This window comes from Pseudonocardia sp. MH-G8 (genome assembly GCF_002262885.1).
In the GTDB taxonomy this organism is placed as follows: Bacteria; Actinomycetota; Actinomycetes; order Mycobacteriales; family Pseudonocardiaceae; genus Pseudonocardia.
The window spans coordinates 101,165-124,882 of record NZ_NKYF01000015.1 but is presented as its reverse complement, the minus strand read 5'-3'; the positions used below and the strand labels follow the sequence as shown (position 1 = coordinate 124,882).

23 protein-coding genes are annotated in these 23,718 nt (G+C 71.7%); 9 read left to right on the top strand and 14 right to left on the bottom strand.

The window, feature by feature from the left end; genetic code table 11:
- Position 1: 1 nt before the first annotated feature.
- On the bottom strand, positions 2–1,651 hold the full coding sequence (locus CFP66_RS28495) for a gamma-glutamyltransferase (protein ID WP_233159787.1): 1,650 nt from the start codon (positions 1,649–1,651) through the stop codon (positions 2–4).
- Between the two features lie 185 nt (positions 1,652–1,836).
- On the opposite strand from CFP66_RS28495, the gene CFP66_RS28490 reads away from it, so the two are divergent.
- Positions 1,837–2,874 (top strand): AraC family transcriptional regulator, encoded by a 1,038-nt coding sequence (locus tag CFP66_RS28490; RefSeq protein WP_094928280.1) that lies wholly within the window; start codon positions 1,837–1,839, stop codon positions 2,872–2,874.
- On the opposite strand, the gene CFP66_RS28485 is transcribed toward CFP66_RS28490, so the two are convergent.
- From CFP66_RS28485 to CFP66_RS28475, 3 genes are all read right to left on the bottom strand, one after another.
- The gene (locus tag CFP66_RS28485; RefSeq protein WP_198961718.1) at positions 2,875–3,372 is read right to left on the bottom strand and encodes a DUF4188 domain-containing protein; all 498 of its coding nucleotides are present in this window, start codon (positions 3,370–3,372) and stop codon (positions 2,875–2,877) included. It lies immediately after the preceding gene.
- Between the two features lie 44 nt (positions 3,373–3,416).
- On the bottom strand, positions 3,417–4,085 hold the full coding sequence (locus tag CFP66_RS28480; protein WP_158228247.1) for an SDR family NAD(P)-dependent oxidoreductase: 669 nt from the start codon (positions 4,083–4,085) through the stop codon (positions 3,417–3,419).
- Positions 4,086–4,280: 195 nt separating this feature from the next.
- Positions 4,281–4,697, bottom strand: coding sequence for a hypothetical protein (locus tag CFP66_RS28475; RefSeq protein ID WP_094928278.1), 417 nt, complete (start codon positions 4,695–4,697; stop codon positions 4,281–4,283).
- Positions 4,698–4,908: 211 nt separating this feature from the next.
- Between CFP66_RS28475 and CFP66_RS28470 the strand changes: the two genes are divergently transcribed.
- The 4 genes from CFP66_RS28470 (at position 4,909) to CFP66_RS28455 (ending at position 9,051) form a co-directional block, all read left to right on the top strand.
- Positions 4,909–5,697, top strand: a complete 789-nt coding sequence (locus CFP66_RS28470; protein ID WP_158228246.1) for an alpha/beta fold hydrolase — start codon at positions 4,909–4,911, stop codon at positions 5,695–5,697.
- A gap of 2 nt (positions 5,698–5,699) precedes the next feature.
- Positions 5,700–6,398 carry a GntR family transcriptional regulator gene (locus CFP66_RS28465; protein ID WP_094928276.1) on the top strand — a complete coding sequence of 233 codons (699 nt, stop codon included), beginning with the start codon at positions 5,700–5,702 and terminating at the stop codon, positions 6,396–6,398.
- Positions 6,399–6,463: 65 nt separating this feature from the next.
- The gene (locus CFP66_RS28460; RefSeq protein WP_094928275.1) at positions 6,464–7,918 is read left to right on the top strand and encodes an APC family permease; all 1,455 of its coding nucleotides are present in this window, start codon (positions 6,464–6,466) and stop codon (positions 7,916–7,918) included.
- 14 nt (positions 7,919–7,932) lie between these two features.
- Positions 7,933–9,051 carry an FAD-dependent monooxygenase gene (locus CFP66_RS28455; RefSeq protein ID WP_094928274.1) on the top strand — a complete coding sequence of 373 codons (1,119 nt, stop codon included), beginning with the start codon at positions 7,933–7,935 and terminating at the stop codon, positions 9,049–9,051.
- Positions 9,052–9,091: 40 nt separating this feature from the next.
- On the opposite strand, the gene CFP66_RS28450 is transcribed toward CFP66_RS28455, so the two are convergent.
- Positions 9,092–10,291 (bottom strand): TetR/AcrR family transcriptional regulator, encoded by a 1,200-nt coding sequence (locus tag CFP66_RS28450; RefSeq protein WP_158228245.1) that lies wholly within the window; start codon positions 10,289–10,291, stop codon positions 9,092–9,094.
- A gap of 179 nt (positions 10,292–10,470) precedes the next feature.
- On the opposite strand from CFP66_RS28450, the gene CFP66_RS28445 reads away from it, so the two are divergent.
- The gene (locus CFP66_RS28445; RefSeq protein WP_094928272.1) at positions 10,471–12,015 is read left to right on the top strand and encodes a long-chain fatty acid--CoA ligase; all 1,545 of its coding nucleotides are present in this window, start codon (positions 10,471–10,473) and stop codon (positions 12,013–12,015) included.
- Positions 12,016–12,045: 30 nt separating this feature from the next.
- Positions 12,046–13,197, top strand: coding sequence for an acyl-CoA dehydrogenase family protein (locus CFP66_RS28440; protein ID WP_094928271.1), 1,152 nt, complete (start codon positions 12,046–12,048; stop codon positions 13,195–13,197).
- Here CFP66_RS28440 and CFP66_RS28435 read toward each other — a convergent pair.
- Genes CFP66_RS28435 through CFP66_RS28415 form a run of 5 tightly spaced genes read right to left on the bottom strand, consistent with a single transcriptional unit; the run spans position 13,160 to position 16,916 of the window.
- Positions 13,160–14,014, bottom strand: coding sequence for an enoyl-CoA hydratase-related protein (locus CFP66_RS28435; protein ID WP_233159786.1), 855 nt, complete (start codon positions 14,012–14,014; stop codon positions 13,160–13,162). The genes CFP66_RS28440 and CFP66_RS28435 overlap by 38 nt on opposite strands.
- A complete protein-coding gene (locus tag CFP66_RS28430; RefSeq protein ID WP_094928269.1) occupies positions 13,998–14,834 on the bottom strand; it encodes an SDR family NAD(P)-dependent oxidoreductase in 837 nt (278 codons plus the stop codon). Before CFP66_RS28430 ends, CFP66_RS28435 begins: the two co-directional genes overlap by 17 nt.
- Positions 14,834–15,271, bottom strand: coding sequence for a MaoC/PaaZ C-terminal domain-containing protein (locus CFP66_RS28425; protein ID WP_094928268.1), 438 nt, complete (start codon positions 15,269–15,271; stop codon positions 14,834–14,836). Before CFP66_RS28425 ends, CFP66_RS28430 begins: the two co-directional genes overlap by 1 nt.
- Positions 15,268–15,726 carry a MaoC family dehydratase N-terminal domain-containing protein gene (locus tag CFP66_RS28420; protein ID WP_094928267.1) on the bottom strand — a complete coding sequence of 153 codons (459 nt, stop codon included), beginning with the start codon at positions 15,724–15,726 and terminating at the stop codon, positions 15,268–15,270. The genes CFP66_RS28425 and CFP66_RS28420 overlap by 4 nt, the downstream gene beginning before the upstream one ends.
- Entirely contained in the window at positions 15,726–16,916 is a 1,191-nt protein-coding gene (locus CFP66_RS28415) for a lipid-transfer protein (protein WP_094928266.1), read from the bottom strand. The genes CFP66_RS28420 and CFP66_RS28415 overlap by 1 nt, the downstream gene beginning before the upstream one ends.
- 125 nt (positions 16,917–17,041) lie before the next feature.
- Here CFP66_RS28415 and CFP66_RS28410 point away from each other — a divergent pair, with 125 nt between their 5' ends.
- Positions 17,042–18,568, top strand: a complete 1,527-nt coding sequence (locus CFP66_RS28410) for a class I adenylate-forming enzyme family protein (protein WP_094928265.1) — start codon at positions 17,042–17,044, stop codon at positions 18,566–18,568.
- Between the two features lie 18 nt (positions 18,569–18,586).
- Here the strand turns inward: CFP66_RS28410 and CFP66_RS28405 are convergent, their stop codons facing one another.
- Together CFP66_RS28405 and CFP66_RS28400 are read right to left on the bottom strand one after the other, a co-directional pair.
- Positions 18,587–19,792: an FAD-dependent monooxygenase gene (locus CFP66_RS28405; RefSeq protein WP_198961717.1), complete on the bottom strand. Its 1,206-nt coding sequence runs from the start codon at positions 19,790–19,792 to the stop codon at positions 18,587–18,589.
- A gap of 8 nt (positions 19,793–19,800) precedes the next feature.
- Positions 19,801–21,243, bottom strand: coding sequence for an MFS transporter (locus tag CFP66_RS28400; RefSeq protein ID WP_094928263.1), 1,443 nt, complete (start codon positions 21,241–21,243; stop codon positions 19,801–19,803).
- An 83-nt stretch (positions 21,244–21,326) separates the two neighbouring features.
- Between CFP66_RS28400 and CFP66_RS28395 the strand changes: the two genes are divergently transcribed.
- The gene (locus tag CFP66_RS28395) at positions 21,327–21,959 is read left to right on the top strand and encodes a TetR/AcrR family transcriptional regulator (RefSeq protein WP_094928262.1); all 633 of its coding nucleotides are present in this window, start codon (positions 21,327–21,329) and stop codon (positions 21,957–21,959) included.
- A 30-nt stretch (positions 21,960–21,989) separates the two neighbouring features.
- On the opposite strand, the gene CFP66_RS28390 is transcribed toward CFP66_RS28395, so the two are convergent.
- Both CFP66_RS28390 and CFP66_RS28385 read right to left on the bottom strand, forming a co-directional pair.
- On the bottom strand, positions 21,990–22,772 hold the full coding sequence (locus CFP66_RS28390) for a GntR family transcriptional regulator (protein ID WP_233159785.1): 783 nt from the start codon (positions 22,770–22,772) through the stop codon (positions 21,990–21,992).
- 248 nt (positions 22,773–23,020) lie between these two features.
- On the bottom strand, positions 23,021–23,626 hold the full coding sequence (locus CFP66_RS28385) for a TetR/AcrR family transcriptional regulator (protein ID WP_094928260.1): 606 nt from the start codon (positions 23,624–23,626) through the stop codon (positions 23,021–23,023).
- Positions 23,627–23,718 lie beyond the last annotated feature (92 nt).

Sequence of the window (23,718 nt, the reverse complement as noted above, 5' to 3'; positions counted from 1 at the left end):
CCTAGTAGCCGGCCGCCATGCCCTCGCGCCGCGGTCCGGTGGAGCCGTGCAGGACACCGTCGGCGGTTCGCCAGCTCACCTGGTAGGTGCCCATGTGGTAGTCGTAGGTGGGCAGCGGGTTGACCAGCACGCCCATCCGCGCGAGGCCCGTGGCCACCTCGGGCCCGATCCGGCTCTCCACCGAGATCGTGTGGTCGTCCGCGTAGGGCAGGCAGCGCGGGGCGTCGTCGGCGGCGTAGGGGTCCATCCCGAAGTCGAGGATGTTGGACAGCACCTGCGGCACCGTGCAGTGCACGTTGCCCGGCGAGCCGAGCGCGAGCCACGGCGTGCCGTCGCGCAGCACCATCGTGTTGGACAGGATCGAGCGGACGCGACCGCCGCCGGTGTGCCAGCCCTCGATGGGCGAGGCGAGGCTGTTCATCGCGTGGCTGCCGACCATCGGCACGCCACCGACCACCTCGCCGGGGATGCCGCTGCCCTGCAGGGTGTTCATCATCTGCACCCAGTTGCCGTGCTCGTCGACGATGGACAGCTCGCAGCTGCCGGCCGGCTGCGTCGACGCGCCGGACGCCGCCATCGCCGGCAGACCGCGGGTGAGCTGCACGTGCTCGGTGAGGTCGGTGTGGGGCTTCGCCTCACGCAGCACCCGCGCGAAGCCGGCGACCAGCTCCCGGGACGCCATCGCCGTGCTCGCGTCGCCGAACACGAGCGGGTCGTTGACGAAGCCGGTCTCCGCCGCCGCGCGGCGCAGCGCGTGCGCCAGGTAGTACAGCGACTCCGCCGACTCCGACCAGTGGCCGAGCGCCACGACGTCGAGCTCCTCGAGCATGCCCAGCACGATCCGGCAGAAGACGCCCTGGCGCTCCGGCGGGGACTGCTGGACGACGGTGTGGCCCCTGTGCTCCCACGTGTACGGCTCGGTCCAGCGCGGCGGGATGTCGGTCATGTGCTCTGGCTTGACCGGCCACCCGAGCGCGTTGGCCCTGGCCACGAACTGCTGCGCCCACTCACCGGTGGTGAAGTGGTCGGGGCCCTCGGCGGCGACCTTGCGCATCGTCTCGGCGAGCTCGGCCGACGCCCAGCGGTCCCCGACCTGGGGCAGGTGCCCGTCCGGGGTGAAGTGGCGCCGGCCCGACTCGGTGTAGAGGAAGAAGTCGACGGTCTGGGCCATCACCAGGTGTTCGAACGAGCTGACCTCGTGCCCCTCCTCGGCCCACCCGACGGCCGGCGCGCACAGCGTCGCCCACGGCGTCGTGGCGAACCGCTCGTGCAGCGCCTTCATACCCGGCATGAACCCGGGGATCACCGCGATCGGCGTGCCGGGCGCCGCGGCGTAGAGGCCCTTGCCCATCGGGACCGGCGCGAAGCGCGGCAGTCCCGGCACGATCGTGCCGCCGCTGTTCAGCTCGTGGGTGCGCCCCGTGGCGGCGTCGTGGACCAGCGCCGTGACGGTCCCGGCGTGGTTGGTCATGTCCTGCTGGACGACGGCCTGGACCATGCAGCCCGCGATCGCCGCGTCGACGGCGTTCCCGCCGGACCGCATCGTATCGATCATGACCTCGGTGACGACCCGGTGCTGGCTCGACGCCACCCCCCGCTCCCCGAAGATCGTGGACTTGGGCCCCACGCGGCCCCCGCTGCTGCCGGTCATACCCGTCACGATGCTGGGTGCCGGCACCGGACGACCAGTGCCAGCGGTCGCGACAAACCGGGGGGTCGCGCAACGGATGTCGAAGGGCGGTCACCCCGTCTGCCGCGCGTGGTTGATGAAGATCGAAGTAGGCTTTCACGCGGGGACCGTGGGAGGAGGAGTGCAGTGATGGGTTCTGCCCGTCGATGACGCCCTCCGACGCGATCATCCCCCCGACGCTGCTGAGCGCGGTGGTGGCGATCGGCCGCCACGCCGGGGCGCCGGTCTCGAGCTGGTTCTCGGGCACCGGGCTCGAGCCCGCACTCCTGGATGACGTCGACGTCCGGGTGTCGTTGGTCCAAGCCAGGACGGTGCTCCGCAGAGCCGTCGCGGCGTTGCCCGACCGACCCCTGGGGCTCGAGGTCGGGGCCCGTGACGCCTTGCTGTCGTTCGGCTTCGTGGGTGTGGCGATGAGGTCGTCGGCGACGGTCGGCGACGCGTTCCGGGTCGTCGACGAACTGCACCGTGCTTCCGGCAGCCTCGCGGACTTCAGCGCGGAGGGCGTGGACGGGGACCGGGACGAGTTCGAACTGAGTCTCTGGGAGCGCTGGCCGGACCCCGTCCTGCGACCGTTCCTCGCCGAGGAGGCGTTCGCCAGCGTCACCGCGTTCCTGCGCTCCGTGCTCGGTGGCACCTGGGCACCCGACCGCCTCTTCCTGACGTACCCGGCTCCTGCTCACGCCGCCCGGTACCGGCGGTTCTTCCGTTGTCCGGTCCACTTCGACGCCGACGCCGACCGCCTCGTGATCAGCGCCGACGTCCTGCAGGAGCCGATCCCCACCCATCACGAACCGACGTTGCGGACGGCGCTCGAGGTGTCGCGGAGCCTGATCGCTCCGGCGCGGATCAGGCCAGGAGTCGTGGCCGCGGTGGAGGTGCTGCTGAACGCACACCTGCGGCGTCCGCTCACCATGGCCGAAGTGGCTGCGCAGATGCATGTCACGGAGCGCACGTTGCGCCGGCAGCTCGCCGGGGCGGGGGACCACTTCAGCGCCATCCGTGACCGCGTCCGGGAGCGACGTGCGACCGCGTTGCTCCGGCACTCCACCCTCGCGATCTCCGGTGTGGCCGTCGAGGTCGGTTTCCGCGACGGACGCGAGTTCCGCCGCGCCTATCGACGCTGGACCGGCCGGACGCCCCTCGCGGCGCGCACGTCCGGCGACGGACGAGCAGGACTGCCGTGATCAGGCCGCTCTCTCGCGCAGCCCGGTGGTGCCGTCCGCCAGGCGCGCGCGGGCGCGGTGGTGCCGCTTCTCCACGGGCACGATCTTCGTTGCCTTGGGCAGTCCCATGGCCGGTGTCCCGACGAACATGCTCTCGGCGCGCTCGACGACGAAGGTCTCGTGCCAGACCCCGACCGCCTCCGGGTGCTTCCGCGCCATCGCGTTGAACCTCGTCCAGGCCGGTCGGTGAGCCTGCGACCCGGCGGACGCGTAGTCGTAGAGCTTGTCGACCGACGACCAGTACTGCACGGCGAACGGCCCTCTGCGGTTGAACAGGAACTCGTAGCCGAGCAGCCCCGAGTCCGGGTCGTCGGCGAGCTCGCGCATCATCGCAGGCATGGCGAGGAAGACCGGCAGCCAGAGGTCCGGCCGCCACCACCGGTTGAACGTCATGCCGATGTGGAACACCACCAGCTCTGCGTCGTACTCGTGCGTCACCCTGCCCGGGACGATCTTCACCTGTGCTCCTCGGTAAATGGGGTCGTTGTGCTGTAGGGGCCGGTTCAGTTGAGCCCGGCGACCATGGCTCCGGTGACCGGGAGGACTGCGCCGGACACGTAGGAACCCGGCTGCGCGAGCCAGGCGATCGCGGCGGCGACGTCGTCCGGCGTGCCGAGCCGTCGGACCGGGATGCGCTCCACGGCCGACCGGGTGGCGTCCTCGACGGTCGCCCCGGTCGCGGCGGCAACGAGCTCCGGCTCGGCTGCACCCAGGTCGGTGTGGATCATTCCTGGTGCAACGGCGTTCACCCGGATCCCGCGTGGCCCGAGTTCGGCGGCCAGCAGCCGGGTCAGCCCGACGGCCGCGTGCTTGGTCACCGTGTACGCCCCGTAGCCGGCCTCGGCGGCCAACCCCGCCGTCGAGGCGACGTTGACGATGCTGCCGTCCCGCTTCTCCAGGTGCGCGAGCGCAGCCCGGCTCAGCCGCATCGGGCCCATCACGTTGATGAGCCAGGACAGCTCCCACCTGTCGTCGGTCACGTCGGCGAACTCACCCACGCCGATGCCCGTGCCCGCGTTGTTGACCAGTACGTCGAGCCCGCCGAACGCGCTCACCACCACCGCGGCCCCTGCGCGGGCCAGGTGCAGCGCGGTCGCGGAGCCGATGCCGCGTTCCCGACCGGCGCCGGTGACGAGGGCGACGCGGCCCTTCAGGGATGTCGTGGTTCCCACGGTGTGCTCCTCGAGTGGACGTTCCTGCGAACAGGACCACTCCACCGCCTGACAGGCCCTCGGGTGGAGGGCGTCGGCGGCCACCACGGGGGGCGGACCGGACACGTTCCGCCGTCACCCGGAACGTGGATCGAGCAACCACGGGCAGGCTCCATCGCGTACGCGAGAGTGTCGCCGGTCCTGCCCGCCAGCGGGTCAGTACGGCTTGCCGGTGCGGGTGTCGAGTGCCGAGCCCCTGCCGTTCGTGACCACCGGGAGCTGCTCGGAGCTCGGCGACGTCTCGCTGATCAACTCCACGACGTAGTGGGTGACCTCGCGGTCTTCGAGGTTGCGGATGCGGTGCGGCGTCATCGGGCCGCCGGTGCCGACGGTCTTGAACGCGACGTACCCACGTTCGGCGGTCTGCTGCAGAGGCCAGTCCGAGTCGCCGAGCTCCTGCGCTTCGACCGTTCCGGTGTCGGGCCAGATGATGATGTGGTCGTGGCGGTGCTGGTGGAAGTCGTACATGCCGTGGGGCGGCAGGGTCATCGACCACACCCGCACCCGCTCGTTCTCGAAGACGAGCGTGTCGCCGGGGTTCGTCGTGTAGGCCTGCTCGCTGGATCCGGACATCCTGACCTCCGCCTGGTTCGGTTGTCGTCCCGCCTGTGGTAGCCCCGTTGCAGATGATGCAATCAAACGTGATTGAACGCAATCGGCGGGCGCGCTGGCCGTGCAGACCGTCTTCTCCCAGGTGAGCGGGTGGCTGAGCTCTTCCATCGACGGGATGCTGGTGCTAACTTGCATGCAGTTCGTGTCTCGTGCATGCAGCAAAGGAGCTGGTGTGAGCGAATCCGTGACCTTGCCCAGCGGGCGCACGACGCTGTACGAGACGTCCGGCACCGGCACACCTCTCGTGCTGATCCACGGTGCCGAGAGCGCTCGCGGCCAGTTCGACGACTTCAGGCCGGCGCTCTCCCCGGGCATCCGCGCGATCAGCTACGACCAGCGGGACACCGCAGTTGACGACGTCGGCGACGAGCAGTACGACCTCGGCCTCCTCGCCGACGACCTCGCCGAGTTCCTGACCGCACTGGGGCTGCCCGAGGTGCACGTCCTCGGCACCTCGTTCGGTGGAGCGGTGGCCCAGCACTTCGCCTTGCGTCATTCGAACCGGGTGCGGAGCCTGACCTTGGCCGCCACGATGGCTTCCGCGGCCCCGCTGGCCGCGTTCGCCGCGCGCACGGCGGGCAAGACGCCGCAGGAGATGGCCGTGGTGATGGGGGAGAGCGGGGTGAGCCCGCACGCCGCTGCGGCGGATCCCGGGCTTCCCGGGCGCCTCGAGGCCGCACTCGTCGTCCGCGCACCCGCCCAACGGGCCCGGCGCCGCCGAGCCGTGCTCGCCCACGACGTCGAGCAGCGGCTCGCCGAGATCACGGCTCCGACGCTCGTCGTCCACGGCACCGACGACCCGATCGTCCCCTTCTCCAGCGCGGAGACGATCGCCGCGCTCATCCCGAAGGCCAGGCTCGTCCCCCTCGAGGGGGGACGCCACGCGGTCAGCCTGGAGTTCCGAGACCGGCTGGCTGCCCTGGTGTCGGAGTTCGTGCTCGCCGGCGCCGAGGCCGGGTAGCCGTGGTCGCGGCAGAACGCACTTACACCGTCGAGGCGCTCACCGAGGCTCTGAGCACTCGGATCAGCAACGGCGACTTCGACGTCGGCTCGTGGATCCGGCAGGCCCGGATCGCCCAGGAGTACGGAGTCAGCCGCACCCCGGTGACGCTCGCGCTCAGCAAGCTCGAGGCCGTCGGGGTGGTCGAGCAGGTGGCCAACCGCGGATTCCGCGTGCGCACCCCGTCGACCCACGACATCCTCGAGGTCCTGGAGGTCCGCGCGTTGCTCGAAGGGCACGCCGCCGAGCTCGCCGCCGCCCGGATCTCCGGCGAGCAACTCGCGCACCTGTTCGAGGCCGTCGAGGCGTTCCGAGGCGTGGTGAACGACGCGCGCAGCGGCGATGTGGCGCCCGACGAGCTCCGCGGGCGCTGGCACGGCGCCAACGCGCTGTTCCACAAGACCGTGTTCGACGCGGCCGGAAACCGGCAACTCGTCGAGTCGGCGGAGTACCTGCACCGTCGCGTGCCCCGCAACATCTCCTGGGTGGCGATGGGCGCTGATCCGCGGATTCTGGCCCAGAACTCCCACGTCCACGAGGCGATCGCCATCGCGATCGATCTCCGCGACGGGAATCGGGCCCGGACGCTCAGTATCGAACACATGGATATGGCCAGGGACATTCTGCTGACCAGGTTCCGGGAATCCGGCCCGACGCCGTAACGACCTCGATCACGCTCTACCGCGGTGCCCGAATACGGCGAACCCGATACGAGGAGAGCTGCGCCATGGCAAGTGCCGAGCACGTCGCCTACGACCAGCGCACGACGACCCCGTCCCTCAGATCGGGCAGCATCGGCACGGTCGGCATGATCTTCATGGTGGTGGCCGCCGCCGCCCCGCTCACCGCGCTCGCCAGCAACATCGCGATCGCCATCGCGGCCGGCTCCGGCACCGGCACCGTCGGGTTGTTCGTCGTGGTCGCCGCGGTGTTGGCGGTCTTCAGCGTCGGATACCTGCGGCTGGCCCGGTACGTCCGCAGCGCAGGCGGTCAGTCGGCGTTCGTGAGCTTCGGGATGGGGAAGCCTGCCGGATCGGCCGTGGCGATGGCCAACGCGGTCGGGTTGAATGCCGGCTCGGCCGCAATGGCGGTGGCCGCGGGGCTCTTCTTGTCGGTGACGATCGAGCAGTTCGGTGGCACGGCGATCCCCTGGTACGTCGGCACGTTGCTCGTCTTCCTCATGCTCGCGGCCATGGCGCGGCGAGGCGTGCAAACCGCGGAGAAGGTCACCGTCGTCTGCTCTGTGCTCCAGTTCCTCTTCGTCGGGGTGCTCGCCGTCGCGGTGCTCGTCCAGCACCCCGACGGATGGACGCTCAGCCCTTTCGACCCCGGCGTCACGTTCTCCGGCAACGTCGCCGTCGGGATCGTGTTCGTCATCTTCTGCTTCGCCGGGTTCGAGTCGTCGACGATCTATTCCGAGGAGTCCCGCGGCGGGCACCGCAGCGTCGTCACGGCCACCTACCTCTCGCTCGTCCTGCTGACGGTGATCTTCGTCGTCTCGACCTGGACGCTCGTGGCCGGAACGCCCGACGTCGTTTCGGTGGCGACGACGGACCCGACCGCGCTCGTCCCGGCGATCGTCGCGCGCTACCTGGGGGAGTGGGCGGCAGGAATGGTGCTCCTCCTGGTCGTCGTCAGTTTCGCCGGCGCCGCGGTCGCCTTCCACAACATGGCGGTCCGCTACCAGTTCGCGCTCGCCAGGGCGCAGCTGCTGCCGGCTGCCCTGATGCGGACGAGCGGTGCCCGGCGGTCTCCGCACGTATCGGCGCTCTGCCAGGTGGGCTTCTCGCTGGTGCTGGTGACCCCGTTCGTCATCGGTGGCGTCGACGTGTTCCGCACCTTGCTCCCCTCGATCGGGGGGATCACCTCGGTCTGCATCCTGCTGGTGATGATCTCGGCGTCGGTGAGCGTGATCGTCGCGCGGGCCCGCGACAAGATCGACGGTGGCGTGTGGGCGACGCGCATCGCGCCGGGCGTCGCGGCGCTCCTGCTGGCGGCGACGGCCGTGCTGGTGGCGTTCAACTACGCCGCGGTCACCGGGTCGGACTCGCCCTACATCGTGCTGCTGCCGCTCATCCCGATCGCAGCGCTGCTCTACGGCGGCATCCGGCAGGCACGGCTGCCCGACAGCCCAGGGGTCGAGGGCCCCACCACGACGACAACCTCCACGACGGCCGGTTGAAAGGGAGAAACGCGATGTCAGTGTTGGTGTCGGGGGCGAGCTTCGCCGGATTGTCGGCGGCGTACTGGCTGGCCGAGATCGGTGAGCAGGTCACCGTCGTGGAACGCAATCCCGCCGTGCGGCGCACGGGTGCGCCCATCGACGTCCGCGGCGATGCCCTGGGCGTGGCGGCGGACATGGGCATCCTGGATGCCATCACGGCCAACCGCGCGAAGACCGCGCACCGTACGGCGTTCACGACATGGGTCGACGCCGGTGGGAAGCCGATCGGTGCGCTCCCCACGGAGGCCGCGACCGACTCCGCCGACGACATCGAGATCCTCCGCGAGCATCTGGTCGACATCATGCACGCGGCGTTGTCGCCGGATGTGGAGTTCGTCCACGGCGACTGGATCGCGGACGTCGACGACGTGGGCTCCGCCGTCGAGGTCACGTTCGTCCACGGCGCGCCGCGGCGATTCGACTACCTCGTCGGCGCCGACGGCATGCACTCCGGCGTGCGCAGGCTCGTGTTCGGACCGGAGGCCGACTACCGCCACCACCTCGGTGCCTACATGGTCATCGTGCCGCTGCCGGCCGGCACCGGGGTGGCCACCCAGAGCGTCATGTACAACACGCCGGGCCGCTCGTACGGCATCTCGGACTTCACCGACCTCGTGATCGGCTACCTCTCGTTCCGCTCTCCCGAGATCGAGTACGACTTCCACGACGTCGAGGAGCAGAAGAAGATCGCCATCGACGCGCTCGGCGACGACCCCAACTGGTATGTCCCGATGCTCATGGAGCACATCCGGGAGTCGGACGAGGTGTTCTTCGACTCGTTGAGCCAGATCCGCATGCCGGGGTGGTCGCGCGGGCGGACGGTGCTGGTCGGCGACGCCGCTCATGCCACGTCACCCCTCTCCGGCAGGGGCACCGCGCTGGCGATGCTCGGCGGCCACTTCCTCGCAAAGGAGCTGCAAGCCGCTGCGGGCGATCCCGTGAGCGGCTTCGCCGGATACGAGAAGCGTTTGCGCCCTTACGCCGATCGCGCACAGGATGGAGTTCCCGAGGCGCTGGGCTTCATGCTTCCCGCGACAGCGGAGGCCCTGGCGGAGCGCAACCGCCGGTTCCCCGTCGATCCGCGGCGCTGAAGAGCTGCTCGATCACCGGTGGACGACCGTGGTGTTCCGCTCACCCACCGGATCGGGTGGCGAGGGGCGCCCGCAGCACGGCCCGGCCCAGGGCGGCGATCTCGGCGGTGAGCGCAGGTCGTTGCTGCAGGTGGCGGGCGCGGGCGAGCGAGTTGGCCACCGTCAGCGCGGCGTGGACGAGGACGCGCGCCTCGGTCTCGCCGATCTCGGGCCGCGATCGGCTCAGGAGGGCCACCCACTCGGCCACGTAGTCCTGCTGGACGCGGCGGTAGGCGTCGCGCTGGCGGGTCGGCAGGTTGATCACTTCGGCGAGCAGCACCGAGATTATGGCGGGGTTCGCGGTGGCGAAGGTGACGTAGCTGTCCAGTGCCCGGTCCAGCGCGTCCGCCGGCCCGTCGGCCGCGGCGAGCGCGTGGTGCAGGCTCAGCCACAGCGCTTCGTTGCCCCGGGTCAGGGCGGCGACGAGCAGGTCGTTCTTGTTCTCGAAGTGGTTGTAGACGCTGGGCCCGGCGATCCCGGTGGCGGTGCCGAGGTCGTTCATGCTCACCGACGGGAAGCCGCGTTCACCGAACAACCGGATCGCCGCGGCGAGCAGCGCCTCGCGGCGGGAGGCCGGCAGCTGCGGCGCGCGGCCGGGGGCGGCGTGCCGGGCGGGCCCGGTCACGGGGAGCGCGACGTCGACGACGGCGCGCGCGGCTCGTTCCAGCAGGTCCTCGAAGCGGAGCCCGTCAAGATCCACCCGGTGGTGCGAAGGGCTCTCGAGCACGGCGTACAGGGCGTGTGCCCGCGTCCGGGCCTCGTCGTGCGGTGCGCCGGTCGCGGCGGCGATCACCTCCGTGGCGTGGGAAAGGATCATCCGGAGCCGATCGCGCAGCGCGTCGCGGTCCTGGTCCGGCAGGTGTCCGGCCTCGCGGTCCCACAGCGCGCCGAACTCGCGGCGCTCCAGTGCGAGGGCGGCCGTGCCGGCGATCGTGCGGTCGAGGTCGACCGGGCCGGTGGTGGCCTCGTCCAGCCGGTCGAGCGCCTCGTGCATCACGGCGACGAGCAGGTCCTGCTTGCCCCGGAAGTGGCGGTACATCGCGCTGGCGCCGATCCCGACGGCGGCTGCGAGGTCGGCCATCCCCACCTGGTGGTAGCCCACCTCCCAGAACTGCCGCGCGGCCGCCGCGAGGATCTGCTGCTTGCGGTTCCGCGGGCGTCGTCGGCCGACGGTCGCGGGATCCGGGATCGGCAGCACCATGCGCGCCATCCTTCCTCGCGTCGTGGGTGGGTCCGCGAGCGAACCGCTCGTGAATCGTTGATCGTGCTGTGCTGAAGGATTATAAGGCCCCAACATGGGGATTCCCGCGTGAAGTGAACCGCGGTATGGTCACGCACGGCCACGATGACGTGGTTCCGGCCCCGGTACGGAGGACAGCGATGTACCTCACGCAAGCCCTGCACCGCGCCGTGCAGCAGACACCCGACCTGCCGGCAACGATCTTCAACGGACGGGTGCGCACGTGGGCGGAGTGCGCGCACCGCGTGGCGCGGCTAGCCGGCGCACTGCGGGCGCTCGGGGTGGGGCCCGGGGACCGCGTCGCGATCCTGGCGCACAACTCGGACACCTACCACGAGTTCCTGCTCGCGGTGGCGTGGGCCGATGCGGTGTTCGTTCCGGTGAACACCCGCTGGAGCGTCGCGGAGATCGCGTTCTCGCTCGAGGACGCCGGCGCCCGGGTGCTCGTCGTCGACGACGCCTTCGCCGCGCTGGTGCCCGAACTGCAGCGCACCGTCCCCGGTCTCGCGACGGTCGTGCACGACGGTGACGCCGCGCCGGAGGGTGCGCTCGACCTGGAGCACCTCCTCGCGGCGCACGATCCGGTACCGGACGCCGGCCGCGGTGGCGACGCGCCGGCCGGCATCTACTACACCGGCGGCACCACGGGCCGGGCCAAGGGCGTGGTGCTCAGCCACGCCAACCTGGTCACCTCCGCGCTGGGATGCGCCGCCACCGGCACCTTCATGACCGCGGGCGGGCGCCTGCTGCACGCCGCCCCGATGTTCCACCTGGCCGACGGGGCCGCCTGGGGCGCCCGCAACTCCCTCGGCGGCACCCACGTGATCGTCCCCGGGTTCACGCCGGGCGGCGTGGCGCGGGCGATCGAGGAGCTCGGGGTCACCGACGTCCTGCTGGTGCCCACGATGATCCAGATGCTGGTCGACTCCCCGGACGCCGCCGACCGCGACCTGTCCAGCCTGCGCAACCTGATCTACGGAGCCTCCCCGATCTCCGCGGCGCTGCTGGAACGGACGGCCAAGCGGCTGCCGCTGGCGGCGTTCACGCAGGCCTACGGGATGACCGAGCTGTCCCCGGTGGCCACGCTGCTGTCGCCGGCCGACCACGGGGACGAGTCGCTGCGCCGTGCGGCGGGGCGGGCGGCCCCGCACGCCGAGGTGCGCATCGTGGACGCCGAGGACCACGAGGTCCCGCGCGGCACCGTCGGCGAGGTCGTGTCCCGCGGCGGCCACGTGATGCTCGGCTACTGGAACCGGCCCGAGGAGACCGCGGCCGCGGTGCGGGACGGCTGGATGCACACCGGCGACGGCGGCTACATGGACGAGCGCGGGTACGTGTTCATCGTCGACCGGATCAAGGACATGATCGTGTCCGGCGGGGAGAACGTGTACTCCGCGGAGGTGGAGAACGCGCTGGCCCGCCATCCCGCGGTCGCCTCCTGCGCGGTGATCGGTGTGCCCGACCCGGAGTGGGGTGAGCGCGTGCACGCAGTCGTGGTGCTCGCGCCCGGCGCGGCCGCGACGGCCGAGGAGCTGCGCGCGCACTGCGCGGAGCACATCGCCCGCTACAAGGCGCCGCGGTCGGTGGAGTTCGTCGACGCGCTGCCGCTGTCCGGCGCGGGGAAGGTCCTCAAGCGTGAGCTGCGCGCCCGTCACTGGGCCGACGCCGACCGCAGCGTCTCCTGACCCGACCGGCCCGAGAGGAACGAACCCGCCGTGCGCCGAACGCTGTACGAGGACGACCACGAGGACTTCCGCGAGTCGTTCCGGAAGTTCCTCGACCTCGAGGTGGTGCCCCACCTCGCTGCATGGGAGGCCGCCGGGATCACGCCGCGGGAGCTGTTCGGCACCGCGGGTCGGTCGGGCTTCCTCGGGATGGAGATCCCGGAGGAGCTCGGCGGGGGAGGGGTGCGCGACTTCCGGTTCCACGCGGTGATCGCCGAGGAGGTCATGCGCGCCGGTGCATCCGGGGCGGGCCTCGGCCTGACCCTGCACAACGACATCTGCCTGCCGTACTTCCTCTCCTACTGCGACGAGGAGCAGGGGCGGCGCTGGCTGCCCGGCATCGCGTCAGGAGAGCTGATCACCGCGATCGCGATGACCGAGCCCGGTATGGGGTCGGACCTCGCGTCGATGACGACCACCGCGCGCCGCGAGGGCGACCACTACGTCGTCAACGGGGCGAAGACGTTCATCACCAACGGCATCAACGCGGACGTGGTGATCACGGCCGTGAAGACCGACCCCGGCCTGCGGCACAAGGGCGTGAGCCTGCTGGTGCTCGAGCGGGGGATGGCCGGCTTCGAGCGCGGCCGCAACCTGGACAAGTTGGGCCAGCACGCGCAGGACACCGCGGAACTGTCGTTCACCGACGTGCGGGTGCCGGTGGCGAACCTGCTCGGGTCCGAGGAGGGGCAGGGCTTCGCCCAGCTGATGGCGAACCTGCCCCGGGAACGGCTGTCGATCGCGATCTCCGCGACCGCCGCGGCAAGGGTCGCGCTGGAGCAGACGCTCGAGCACGTCAAGTCGCGCACCGCGTTCGGGCAGCCGATCGGGTCGTTCCAGAACTCGCGGTTCGTGCTGGCCGAGATCGCCACCGAGGTCGACATCGCCGAGCACTACCTCGACGACTGCGTGCGCGCGCTGAACGCGGGCGAGCTCACCGCCGTCGAGGCCGCGAAGGCGAAGTGGTGGTGCACCGAGTTGCAGGGCCGGGCGGTGGACCGGTGCCTGCAGCTGCACGGCGGCTACGGCTACATGGTCGAGTACCCGATCGCCCGAGCCTGGGCCGATGCGCGGGTCACCCGGATCTACGGCGGCACCACCGAGATCATGAAGGAGGTCGTCGGCCGATCCCTCGGTCTGTGACCGGGTCGGCGAAGCGGGGTGGGCGGCGCTCCAGGAACGCCGCCACGCCCTCGCGGCAGTCGGGTCCGGCCGCGAGCTGCGCGATGGCCCTGCTCTCCGCGTCCGACGCCGTGACCGGGTCGGCGGGAGCGGCGGCGAGGAGCCTGCGGGTGGCCGCGACCGCGGTGGGCGAGGTCCGCGCCGCCAGCTCGCGGGCGTAGTCCTGTGCCACCGTCAGCACCTCGTCGGGCGGGACGACCCGGGAGACCAGGCCGGCGGCCAGCGCCTCGTCGGCGTCGACCAGACGCCCGCTGAGCAGCCAGTCGGCGGCCCGGGACGGGCCGACCAGGCGCGGCAGGAAGAACGTGGAGGCCCCTTCCGGGCACACCCCGAGCCGGGTGAACGGGAACCCGACCCGCGCGTGCGCGGCGAAGAAGCGGACGTCGGCGGCGAGCGGGATGGTGGCGCCGCCGCCGATCGCATCGCCGTTGATCGCGGCGATGACCGGCACCCCGAGCGCGGCCATGCGCAGGGTGACCCGCCCGGCCGGCTCCCGGTAGCCCGCGCGCTCGTAGGCGCCTTCGCCGATCAGCAGGTCGTGGATGGCGCTCGGTCCGGCGGAGAGGTCGGCCCCGACACTGAACACGGGCCCCGACCCGGTCAGGACCACGGCGCGCACCCCAGGATCGGACGCGCAGGCGTCGAGCGCCTCGGCCAGCTCATCGGCGAGGGCGCTGTCGAGGGCGTTGCGTTCGCCGCGCTGCAGCCGCAGGGTGACCACACCCGCCTCGTCGCTGCGGTGCACCCCGCCGCGGGCGGGGTCAGCCGTGGAACCCACCACCGCACACCAGGACCTGGCCGGAGACGTAGTCGCTCTCGGGCAGGCAGAACAGGTACACCGCGCCTGCGGCCTCGGCCGGCGTGCCGGCCCGCCCCAGCGGGATGGACTTCTCCATCTGGGCGAGCAGGTCCGGGTTCACGCCGACCTTGATCTGGCGGCCCGCGACGTCGATGCTCGCGTCCCCGCCGGCGGCGGCTTCGGTGAGCCGGGTGCGGATCAGCCCGAACGCCACGCAGTTGACCGTGACGTCGTAGCGGCCCCACTCCTTGGCCAGGCCCTTGGTCAGACCCGTGATCCCCGCCTTCGCCGAGCTGTAGTTGGCCTGGCCGACGTTGCCCGCCGTGCCGGCGATCGAGGAGATGTTCACGACCTTGCGGGTGGTGCGGGGCGAGCCCTGCGCACGCTCCGCCTTCACCGCGGCGCTGATCACCGGCTGGGCTGCCCGCAGGATCCGGAACGGCGCCTTGAGGTGGACGTCGAGGATGTCGTCCCACTGCTGGTCGGACATCTTCTGGATCACGTTGTCCCAGGTGTAGCCGGCGTTGTTGACGATGATGTGCAGGCCGCCGTAGGTGTCTACGGCAGTGCGCACGAACCGGTCGGCGAACTCGGCGTCGGTGACGCTGCCGGCGCAGCTGGTGGCGGCACCGCCGGCCGCGGTGATGTCGGCCGCGGTCTGCTCGGCGACGTCGGCGTCCAGGTCGTTGACCACCACCGAGGCGCCCGCGGCGGCCAGCTTGAGGGCGATCTCGCGGCCGATTCCCCGGCCGGAACCGGAGACGAGCGCGACGCGGTCGGTGAGGGGCGGAACGGGCATCAGCTCTCCGGGGCGGGGTCGGGCAGGGCGATCACGGCGCTGCCGGTGAGGGTGGTGGTGCCGTCGGCGAGCGTGACGGCCAGCTCGAGCGTGGCCCGGCGCTCGCCGTCGACCTCGTCGACGGCCGTGACGCGCCCGGTGCAGGTGGGCCGGGTGTGGACCGGTGTGATCGCGGCGAAGCGCACGCGGAACGACCGGATCCGCCGCTGGTCGACCCAGCCGGTGAGCAGCCGCCCGAGGTAGGCCATCGACAGCATGCCGTGCGCGAAGACGTCGTCGAGGCCCGCCGAGCGGGCCACGTCGATGTCGAGGTGGATCGGGTTGAGGTCGCCCGATGCCGGACCGAACAGCGCCAGCGTCGTGCGGGTGATCGGTGGGGGAGTCAGGGGCGGCAGCTCGGTGCCGACCCGGACGTCGGCGAGCCCGGTGGCCGTCACGACGTCACCGCCGCGGGATCGCGGACGACGAGGGTCTCCCGCAGCTCGGCCACCGGCGCGCCGTCGCGGTGCACCGCGGTGTCGCGCACCAGGAACTGCAACGCACCTGCACGCTTGCTGAACACGTCGCTGATCCGCGGCTCCAGCGTCAGGGTGTCCCCGGCGTGCGCCACCTGGTGGTAGGCGAACTCCTGCTCGCCGTGCAGGACGTGGCGCAGGTCGACACCGAGGTCGGTGAGCCAGGCGAAGTCGCCGCCCCGGCCGAGCCCGAGCCCGAACAGGAACGTCGGCGGCACCGGCAGGTCGGGGTGTCCGGCGGCGCGGGCGGCGTCGAGGTCGACGTACACCGGGTCGGTCTCGCCGATCGCGTGCGCGAACGCGCGGAGCTGCCCGCGCTCGACCTCGACGACGAGGGCGGGTTGCGTCGTGCCGACCAGTGCCGGGTCGATCGCCATCAGGCGGCCACCTTCTCGTACAGGCTGACCACGCAGGCCCCGCCCAGGCCGAGGTTGTGCTGCAGCGCGAGCGTGGCGCCCTCGACCTGCCGCGCCCCGGCGGTGCCGCGCAGCTGCCACACCAGCTCGGCGCACTGCGCGAGGCCGGTGGCGCCCAGCGGGTGGCCCTTGGACAGCAGCCCCCCGGACGGGTTGGTGACCACGCGGCCGCCGTAGGTGTTGTCGCCGTCGAGCACGAACTTCTCCCCGGTTCCCTCCGGCGTCAGCCCGAGCGCCTCGTAGCTGAGCAGCTCGTTCGTGGCGAAGCAGTCGTGCAGCTCCACGACCGGGATGTCCAGCGGCCCGACGCCCGCGGCCTCGTACACCTGTTGCGCCGCGGCGGCGGTGAGGTCGTAGCCGACCACGCGGCGCATGTCCCCGGACTCGAAGGTGCTCGGGAAGTCGGTGGTCATGACCTGCGCGCGCAGCCGCACCGAGGCGTCGATCCCGTGCCGGCGCGCGAACTCCTCGCTGCACACGAGCGCGGCCGCCGCACCGCAGGTGGGCGGGCAGCACATCAACCGGGTCAACGGGCCGTAGATCTGCGGCGACGCCAGCACCTGCTCCTCGGTGACCGCGTCGCGGAACACCGCGTACGGGTTGTGCGCCGCGTGTGCCCGCGCCTTGACCGCGATCTTCGCGAACGTCGCGCGGCTCGTGCCGAAGCGCTCCATGTGCTCGCGGCCCGCCCCGCCGAAGTACTGCGCGGCGAACGGCGCGGCCGGGTCGCGGTCCTGCAGCGCGTCCGTGGCGTCGTCGAACCGGGCCATCGGCGAGGTCCGGTCGGAGAAGCCCATCGCGAGCGCGCCGTTCGCCATCTGCTCGAACCCCAGCGCCAGCGCGCACTCCACCGCCCCGCTCTCGACGGCCTGCCGGGCCAGGAACAACGCCGACGAGCCGGTGGAGCAGTTGTTGTTCACGTTGACGATCGGGATCCCGGTCTGCCCCAGCCCGTACAGCGCGGCCTGACCGGCTGTCGAATCGCCGTACACCCAGCCGACGTAGGCCTGCTGCACCGCGGCGTAGTCGACGCCGGCGTCGGCCAGGGCGGCCCGCGCGGCCCGCTCACCCATCACCTCGTAGCCGGCGGTCTCCCTCGGCTTGGTGAACGGGATCATGCCGACGCCGCCGACCACCGCTGCTCGACTCATCGTGATTCCTCCCGGCTACGCCGGAGCGCTTCCCAAGCAGCGCCCCAGGTGCTTGACTCTCTCCGTCAGCGAGCTAACCACCGTTCACTTCAGGTGGCAAGGCCAGACTGCGGAGGAGAGCGACGATGCCCTCGATCCCCGATACGCTCCGATTCACCGCCGCGCGATGCCCCGAACGCGAGGCGCTCGTGTTCGGCGCCCGTCGCGAGACGTACCGCGACCTGCACGCCGAGGTGGAGCGCGTCGCCGCCGCGCTCGCGGCACGGGGGCTCGCCCCCGGCGACCGGGCGTTGCTGATCTCGCCCAACTCCGGCCACTTCGTCGTCGCCGCCTACGCGGTGCTGCGCACGGGGGCGATCCTGGTGCCGGTCAACCCGCGCAGCGCCCCACCCGAGCTCGCCCACCTGATCACCGACTCGGGCGCCACCGTGCTGCTGCACGCCCCCGAGCTGGCAGACGTCGTCGCCCGGGGTGTGGCACAGGCGGACGCCGCCCCCACGGTCCTCGCCCTCGGTGCGGGCTCGCCCGCCCCCGACCTCATCGCGCTCGCCGCGGCCGAGACGAACCCGCCCGTCGCCCACCAGGCCGCGGAGGCCGACGACGCGCTTCTGCTCTACACCTCCGGCACCACCGGCCGGCCCAAGGGAGCGCTGTTCGACCACCACCGCGCGCTGTGGGTCGGGTTCAACATCGGCGGCACCTGCGGCTACCGCGACGGCGACCGCGTGCTGCACGTCGCACCGCTCTACCACGCCGCCGAGCTGACGATGATGCTGTTCCCCGGCACGGTCCTGGGGATGACCCACGTGGTGCTGCCCGGGTTCGAGCCCGCCGCCGTGGCCGACACGCTGGCCACCGAGCGGATCTCGCTGTTCTTCGGCGTGCCGACGATGTACCAGTTCCTGCTCCGGCTGCCCGACCTGACCGAGCGCAACCTGTCCGCGTGGCGCGTCGGGCTCTTCGGCGCGGCCCCGATGCCGGCGGACACCGTGAGCGCGCTGGTCGAGACGCTGCCCGACGTCGAGCTCTACCAGCTGTGCGGGCAGACCGAGGCAGGTCCGGGTGGCATCTACTCCCCGCCCGCCGACGTGGCCGCCCGTCCCGACGCGAGCGGCCGCTACGCCCTGCCCAACACCGAGTGCCGGGTCGTCAGCGCGGAGGAGACCGACGTGGCCCCGGGTGAGGTCGGCGAGCTCCTGCTCCGCGGCGAGACGGTCATGAAGGGCTACTGGAACCAGCCCGAGGCCACCGCAGAGACCATCCGCGACGGCTGGCTGCACACCGGGGACCTGGCCCGGCTGGACGCCGACGGCTACATCACGCTGGTCGACCGGCTCAAGGACATGATCATCACCGGGGCACGCAACGTCTACTCGGTGGAGGTCGAGAACGCCCTCGCCGGGCACCCGGACATCGCCGACGTCGCCGTCATCGGCGTGCCACATGCCGACTACGGCGAGAGCATCCTCGCCGTCGTCGCCCCGCGCGAGGGCGCCGAGCCCACGCTGGAGTCCCTGCGCACCTGGTGCCGCGACCGCATCGCCGACTACAAGCACCCGCACGCACTCGCGATCCACCCGATCCCGCGCAACCCGTCCGGGAAGATCCAGAAGCACCTCCTGCGGGCGGAGCTGGCGGCGGCCTCGGCGTGAAGCACCCGGCGAAGGCGCCTACGCCGCGACGGCCGGCAGCGTGAGGGCGGAGTGCTCCGGTCGGCCGGGCTGCGGCGGCAGGGTGGTGAGGCCGCGGAGCCGTTCGTTGCGCCGCGCGAGGGCCTCGGCGGTCGTCGGGCACAGCGTCGCATCGCCCACGCCGACCCGCGCCTGGTTCAGCTCGACGAATCCGCGGGTCTCGCGTTCGTAGGCGGCGAACGCCGCGGTGTGGTCCCGATGGGTGGCCAGCGTTCCGGCGAGCATGTAGGCGCCCACGAGCGCGAGGCTGGAGCCCTGCCCGGTCAGGAACGACGGCGCGGCGGCGGCGTCGCCGACGAGCGCCACCCGGCCGTTGGTCCAGCGCGGCTGGCGGATCTGGCTGACGACGTCGAAGAACAGGTCGTCCGCGTCGCGCATGGCGGCGACCATGGTCGGGACCTCCCAGCCGTCGCCGGCGAACGTGGCGGCGACGAGGTCGCGTTGGGCCGCGGGGTCGCGGAACGCGTCGTAGAGCGGTTCCGGGCGCGCGAAGACGAGGAGGCCGTGGACCTCGTCGCTGTCGCGGACGGCGTAGAGCGCCGCGGTCCGGCCGATGGTGTTCCAGAGCACGCCCTCGTGGGAGAGGCCGAGGACGTTGCGCATGGTGAACCCGGCGAAGCAGTAGCCCAGGTGGTGGTGGAACTGCTGCTCGGGGCCGAACACGATCTCCCGGGTCCGCGAGTGCAGGCCGTCGGCGCCGACCACGAGGTCGAAGCTGCGGTGGGTGCCGCTGCGGAAGGTGACGTCCACACCGTGCGCGTGCTGGGTGAGGGTGTCGACGGAGTCGTCGAACACGAACTCCACGTCGTCGGCGACCGCCCCGTACAGGACGTTCGTCAGATCCCCCCGCCGCACTTCGAGGTCGGTTCCCTCGACCCCGCCCATGACCGACTGCGGATGGGCCGACGCCACCGTGCTGCCGTCGGTGTCGAGGAAGGTCAACAGGCGCGTCTCGACGTGGGCCTCCTGCAGCTGCGGCAGGAGCCCCATCCGCCGGATCACCTCCAACGCGGTGCCCCGCACGTCGATCGGATAACCGCCGCCGCGCATCCCGGGAGCCTTCTCCACCACCGTCACCGCGAACCCGTACCGGTGCAGCCAGTACGCCACGGCCGGCCCGGCGATGCTCGCGCCGGAGACCAGAACGGTGCCCTTCTTCGCTGCTGCCGCGTATGTCGTTGCCACGGTCCTCGTCAACTCCTCGACTCCGCGCGGACCGGTCGCGATCCGCGCACCAACTTGCCTGCCAGCACCGCGGCGGCCACGAACCCGGCAGCGGCGATCGCGATGCAGCCGAAGATCCCCGAGACCGAGTTCACCGTCTCGCCGTCGACGATCACGGCGGACGACGTGAGCACCGCCGCACCCACGAAGTTCAGGACCACCCCGCCGATCGCGATCACGACCATCACCAGGCCGGCCACGACGCTCTGCCGTTCGGGGGGCGCCAGGCTGCCCGCCATGTTGAAACCGGCGGTCCCGAGCCCGCCGACGGTGAGCCCCAGCAGGAGCGCGGACCCGAGTGCCGCGGCCGGCTGGGAGACGCCGAGGAACATCCCGAGGATGCCGACCAGACCGAGCAGCACGGCACCGGCGAGCGTCGCGGCCGGCCCGATGCGCGCCGCGAGCAGGCCGGACAGCGGACCCCCGAGCGTGACGCCGATCGCGGGCATGGCGAACAACAGCGCCAACGATGTCTGGTCGGCGAGCCCGTAGCCGAGCTGCTGGCTCGCCGAGACGTCGGCGACGAGCGGGATGAGCTGCAGCACGCTCTGGTACGACCCGGCGGCGAGGAACAGGACGAGCAGCGTCAGCACCAGCGGCAGTCCGAGGTTCCGGATGTCGATCAGGGGTTCGGGTTTGCGGCTCGACACCAGGAACCAGCGGGCCAGTGCCGCGGCGCCGGCGAGGAGGAGGGCCAGTGGACCGACCGCGAGCCAGCCGAACTCCGATCCGAGGCTGATGTAGCTGAGCACCCCCGCGAGGCCGCCGCCGAGGAGCAGCGCACCGGCGAAGTCGATCCGGCCCGGCGTCCGGACCCGGGACTCGGGGATGACGAGGACCACGCAGACCGTCATCGTGGCCGCGACGACGGCCGCGACCACGAACAGGACCTGGAAGCCGAACTCCGCGGCCAAGTGCTCGACGAGGAACCGGGAACCGATGTTGAGCACCGCGGAACCGGTGGTCACGATGCCCACGACGACCATCGCCGTGCGGGTCGCGAAGACCTCCCGCACGATGGCGACGGCGAGGAACATGGCGGCCACGGCCGCACCCTGGAGCAGCCGCCCGGCCACGAACAGCCACATCGTGGGGGCAACGGCACACACGACCGCGCCCGCGCCGCTGACGAGCAGCGCCAGCACGAGCACCTTCCGCTTGCCGTGGACGTCGGCGCTCTTGGCCAGCAGCGGTGCCCACAGCACCCCCGCCATCATCGCGCTGGCGTTGAGCCACGCCGCCTGATCGGTCTCGAAGTGGTCGAGCATCGCCGGGAGCACGAGCAGCGGTGCGGTGATCGCCGAGTCGACCATGAAGTTCACCATGGCCAGGACGGCGACCACGCCGACGAGGCGCCCGTTCCATCCCGTGTGCAGTCCCGCACCGGTGTTGCCGGTGCTGCTGTCCTGCATGGAGGGCTCCTCACTGTGCACGGTGGGTGACGAATGCAAAACTACACCGTGCAGTGTGGAGAGACTGAGAATACGATGAGGGCGTGGTGACCCCGAGACCGACCTGGCAGACGCCCGGCCGGCAACGGCGTGCCGAGACCAAGCGGGCGGCCATCCTCGACGCGGCCGAGGAGCTGTTCGTCGCCTCCGGGTTCGAGCTCACCAGCGTCGACGCGATCGCGGCGCGGGCCACGGTGTCCAAGCGCACCGTCTACGACCACTTCGGAGACAAGGAGTCCCTCTTCTACAGCGTGCTCACGCGCGTCAACGACGCCTTGGTCGCGGTCATTCGCGCCGCGACGGAGCAGGAGCTCACCGACGGGCGGGACCTGCGGGAGGCCCTGTTCGCCTTCGCGCAGCGGTTGACGACGGAGACGCTCCCGTCGTCGACCTACGTGGCGTTCCGGCGCCTGAACGCCCGGACCTCCCCGGCGCCGCGAGTGGCGGCGCCGACGAGCGAGGCTCGAGGGGTACTGGAGGAGCGGTTCGCGCAGCTCGCGGCGCAGGGTGAGCTCGAGGTGCACGATCCGCGCCGTGCCGCTCAGCATTTCGTCGCCCTGACGATGCGCCTCGTCATCGAGGCGATCGACCAGGACCCGACGGCCGCGGTGAGCAGGTCGGAACTCCAGGCGATCATCGCCGATGGGGTGGACGTGTTCCTGCGTGCCTATCGCTGACCCGCTCGGGCAGCAGTGGTCTCGTGTCGGTCAGTAGCCGGCGCCGTGGTTCTCCACCCAGCGCGCGAGGGTCTCGCCGGTGGAGCGCACGTGCGCGGCCATGAGCCGCCGGGCCCGCTTCGGGTCGTTGCCGGCGATCGCCTGCCGGATCTCCGTGTGTTCCGCGACGATCTTGCGAAGCATGCGTGAGTTTCCCGCGTAGGCCCGGTTGTAGATGTTGTGAGGCAGGCGGCGCTGCAGCTCGGCGATGGTCAACGTGAGCTGCGGGTTCCCCGCGGCCTCGACGACGGTGGCGTGGAACTCGGCGTTCGACGAGATCCAGCGGGCGGCCATGGCCTGGCGCTCGGACTCGTCCGTCCCACCGGAGCGGGCGCTGTCGTACGCCTGCCAGGCGCTCTGCATCCCCTGTACGGCACGGCCCAGCCGGTCGAGCTGGGCGTCGTCGATGTGCGCGGCGGCGGAGTCGGCGGCGAGCCCCAGGAGCTCCGCTCGTACGGCGGACAGCTGGCGGATGTCGGTCGCCGAGTGGCCGTTCACCCGGGCGCCGCGGTGGGGCACGATCTCGACCACGCCCTGGGCGTGCAGGACGCGCAGCGCCTCGCGCACCGGTGTGCGGCTGACGCCGAACTCCTCGGCGAGCGCGTCGTGGCGCAGCCACGCGCCGACGGGGACGTCGCCGTTGATGATCTTTCTGTGGAGTGCGTCGAGGATGTGCTCGCCGACCGAGGTGGCGGCGCCGTCGGCCGCGTGCTGCTCGACCACCTCGACCTCCTGGATCCCCGCTCCGACGAGCGGGCCGGCAGAGCGTAGCAACCCCTGACAGTCGCTCCGGTGGGCTGCGGCAGCGCTCAGGATTGCATCAGTCTGCCTTAGAACTGGATGCAATCATGGGGGATATCCCCACCGTGGCCCGGGGGTATCCCGGCTCACCGGCGGCGCCGCATCCGCGCAGGGTCGGGTACATGGCAATCAGCGTCCGGCTCGTGGCCGGGGCGCCCGCCGGTCCTCGTGGTGGACGCCCTGTCGGGCGTCGCCCCGGGTCGACGCGCCGGGCGCGGTGCTCAGGTGTGCGGTGCGGCCCGGATGCCTGCGAGCACCACGTCGACGATGCGCTCCGCGTCCGCGCGCGTGAACGGGCGCACGGCGCGGTTCACGATGAGGTGCACCGGGCCGGAGATCATCTCGCCGAGCAGGGAGCAGTCGACCGGCGGCAGCTCGCCCCGGTCGATGGCCAGATCCACCCGCCGCCGCGTGCCGGCGGTGCGCTCCTCGAGGATCCGGATCGCCGCCCGACGGACGGTCGGGCTCTCGTCGGCGGCCTGGGTGGCCAGCGCGAGCGCGCGGACGGTCGGCCTGCTCAGGCCCGCGGCGATGACCATCAGGAAATCGACCAGGTCCCGGCGCAGGTCCCCGGTGTCGGCCACCGAGCCGACGTCGTCGGCGTACTGCAGCAGGGCCTCGACCACGAGCTCCTCGCGGTCGGGCCAGTTGCGGTAGACGCTGGTCTTGTGCACGCCGGCCCGCTCGGCGACCTCCTCGTAGCGGAAGCCGGTGATGCCGTCGCGCGCGACGAGTTCCACGGTGGCGGCGAGGGTCTGCGCTCGCACCCGCGCGGTGCGGCCGCCGGGTCGGCGCGCCGTCGGCAACTGATCCGCGGTGCCGGCCATCAGGGCTCACCTCCTGCCGTCTGCTCGATCCCCGATTGTCGCGCTGATTGTCGGCGACCCCGCGTTGCGGGCGCACGCGGGCGGGGCGTACG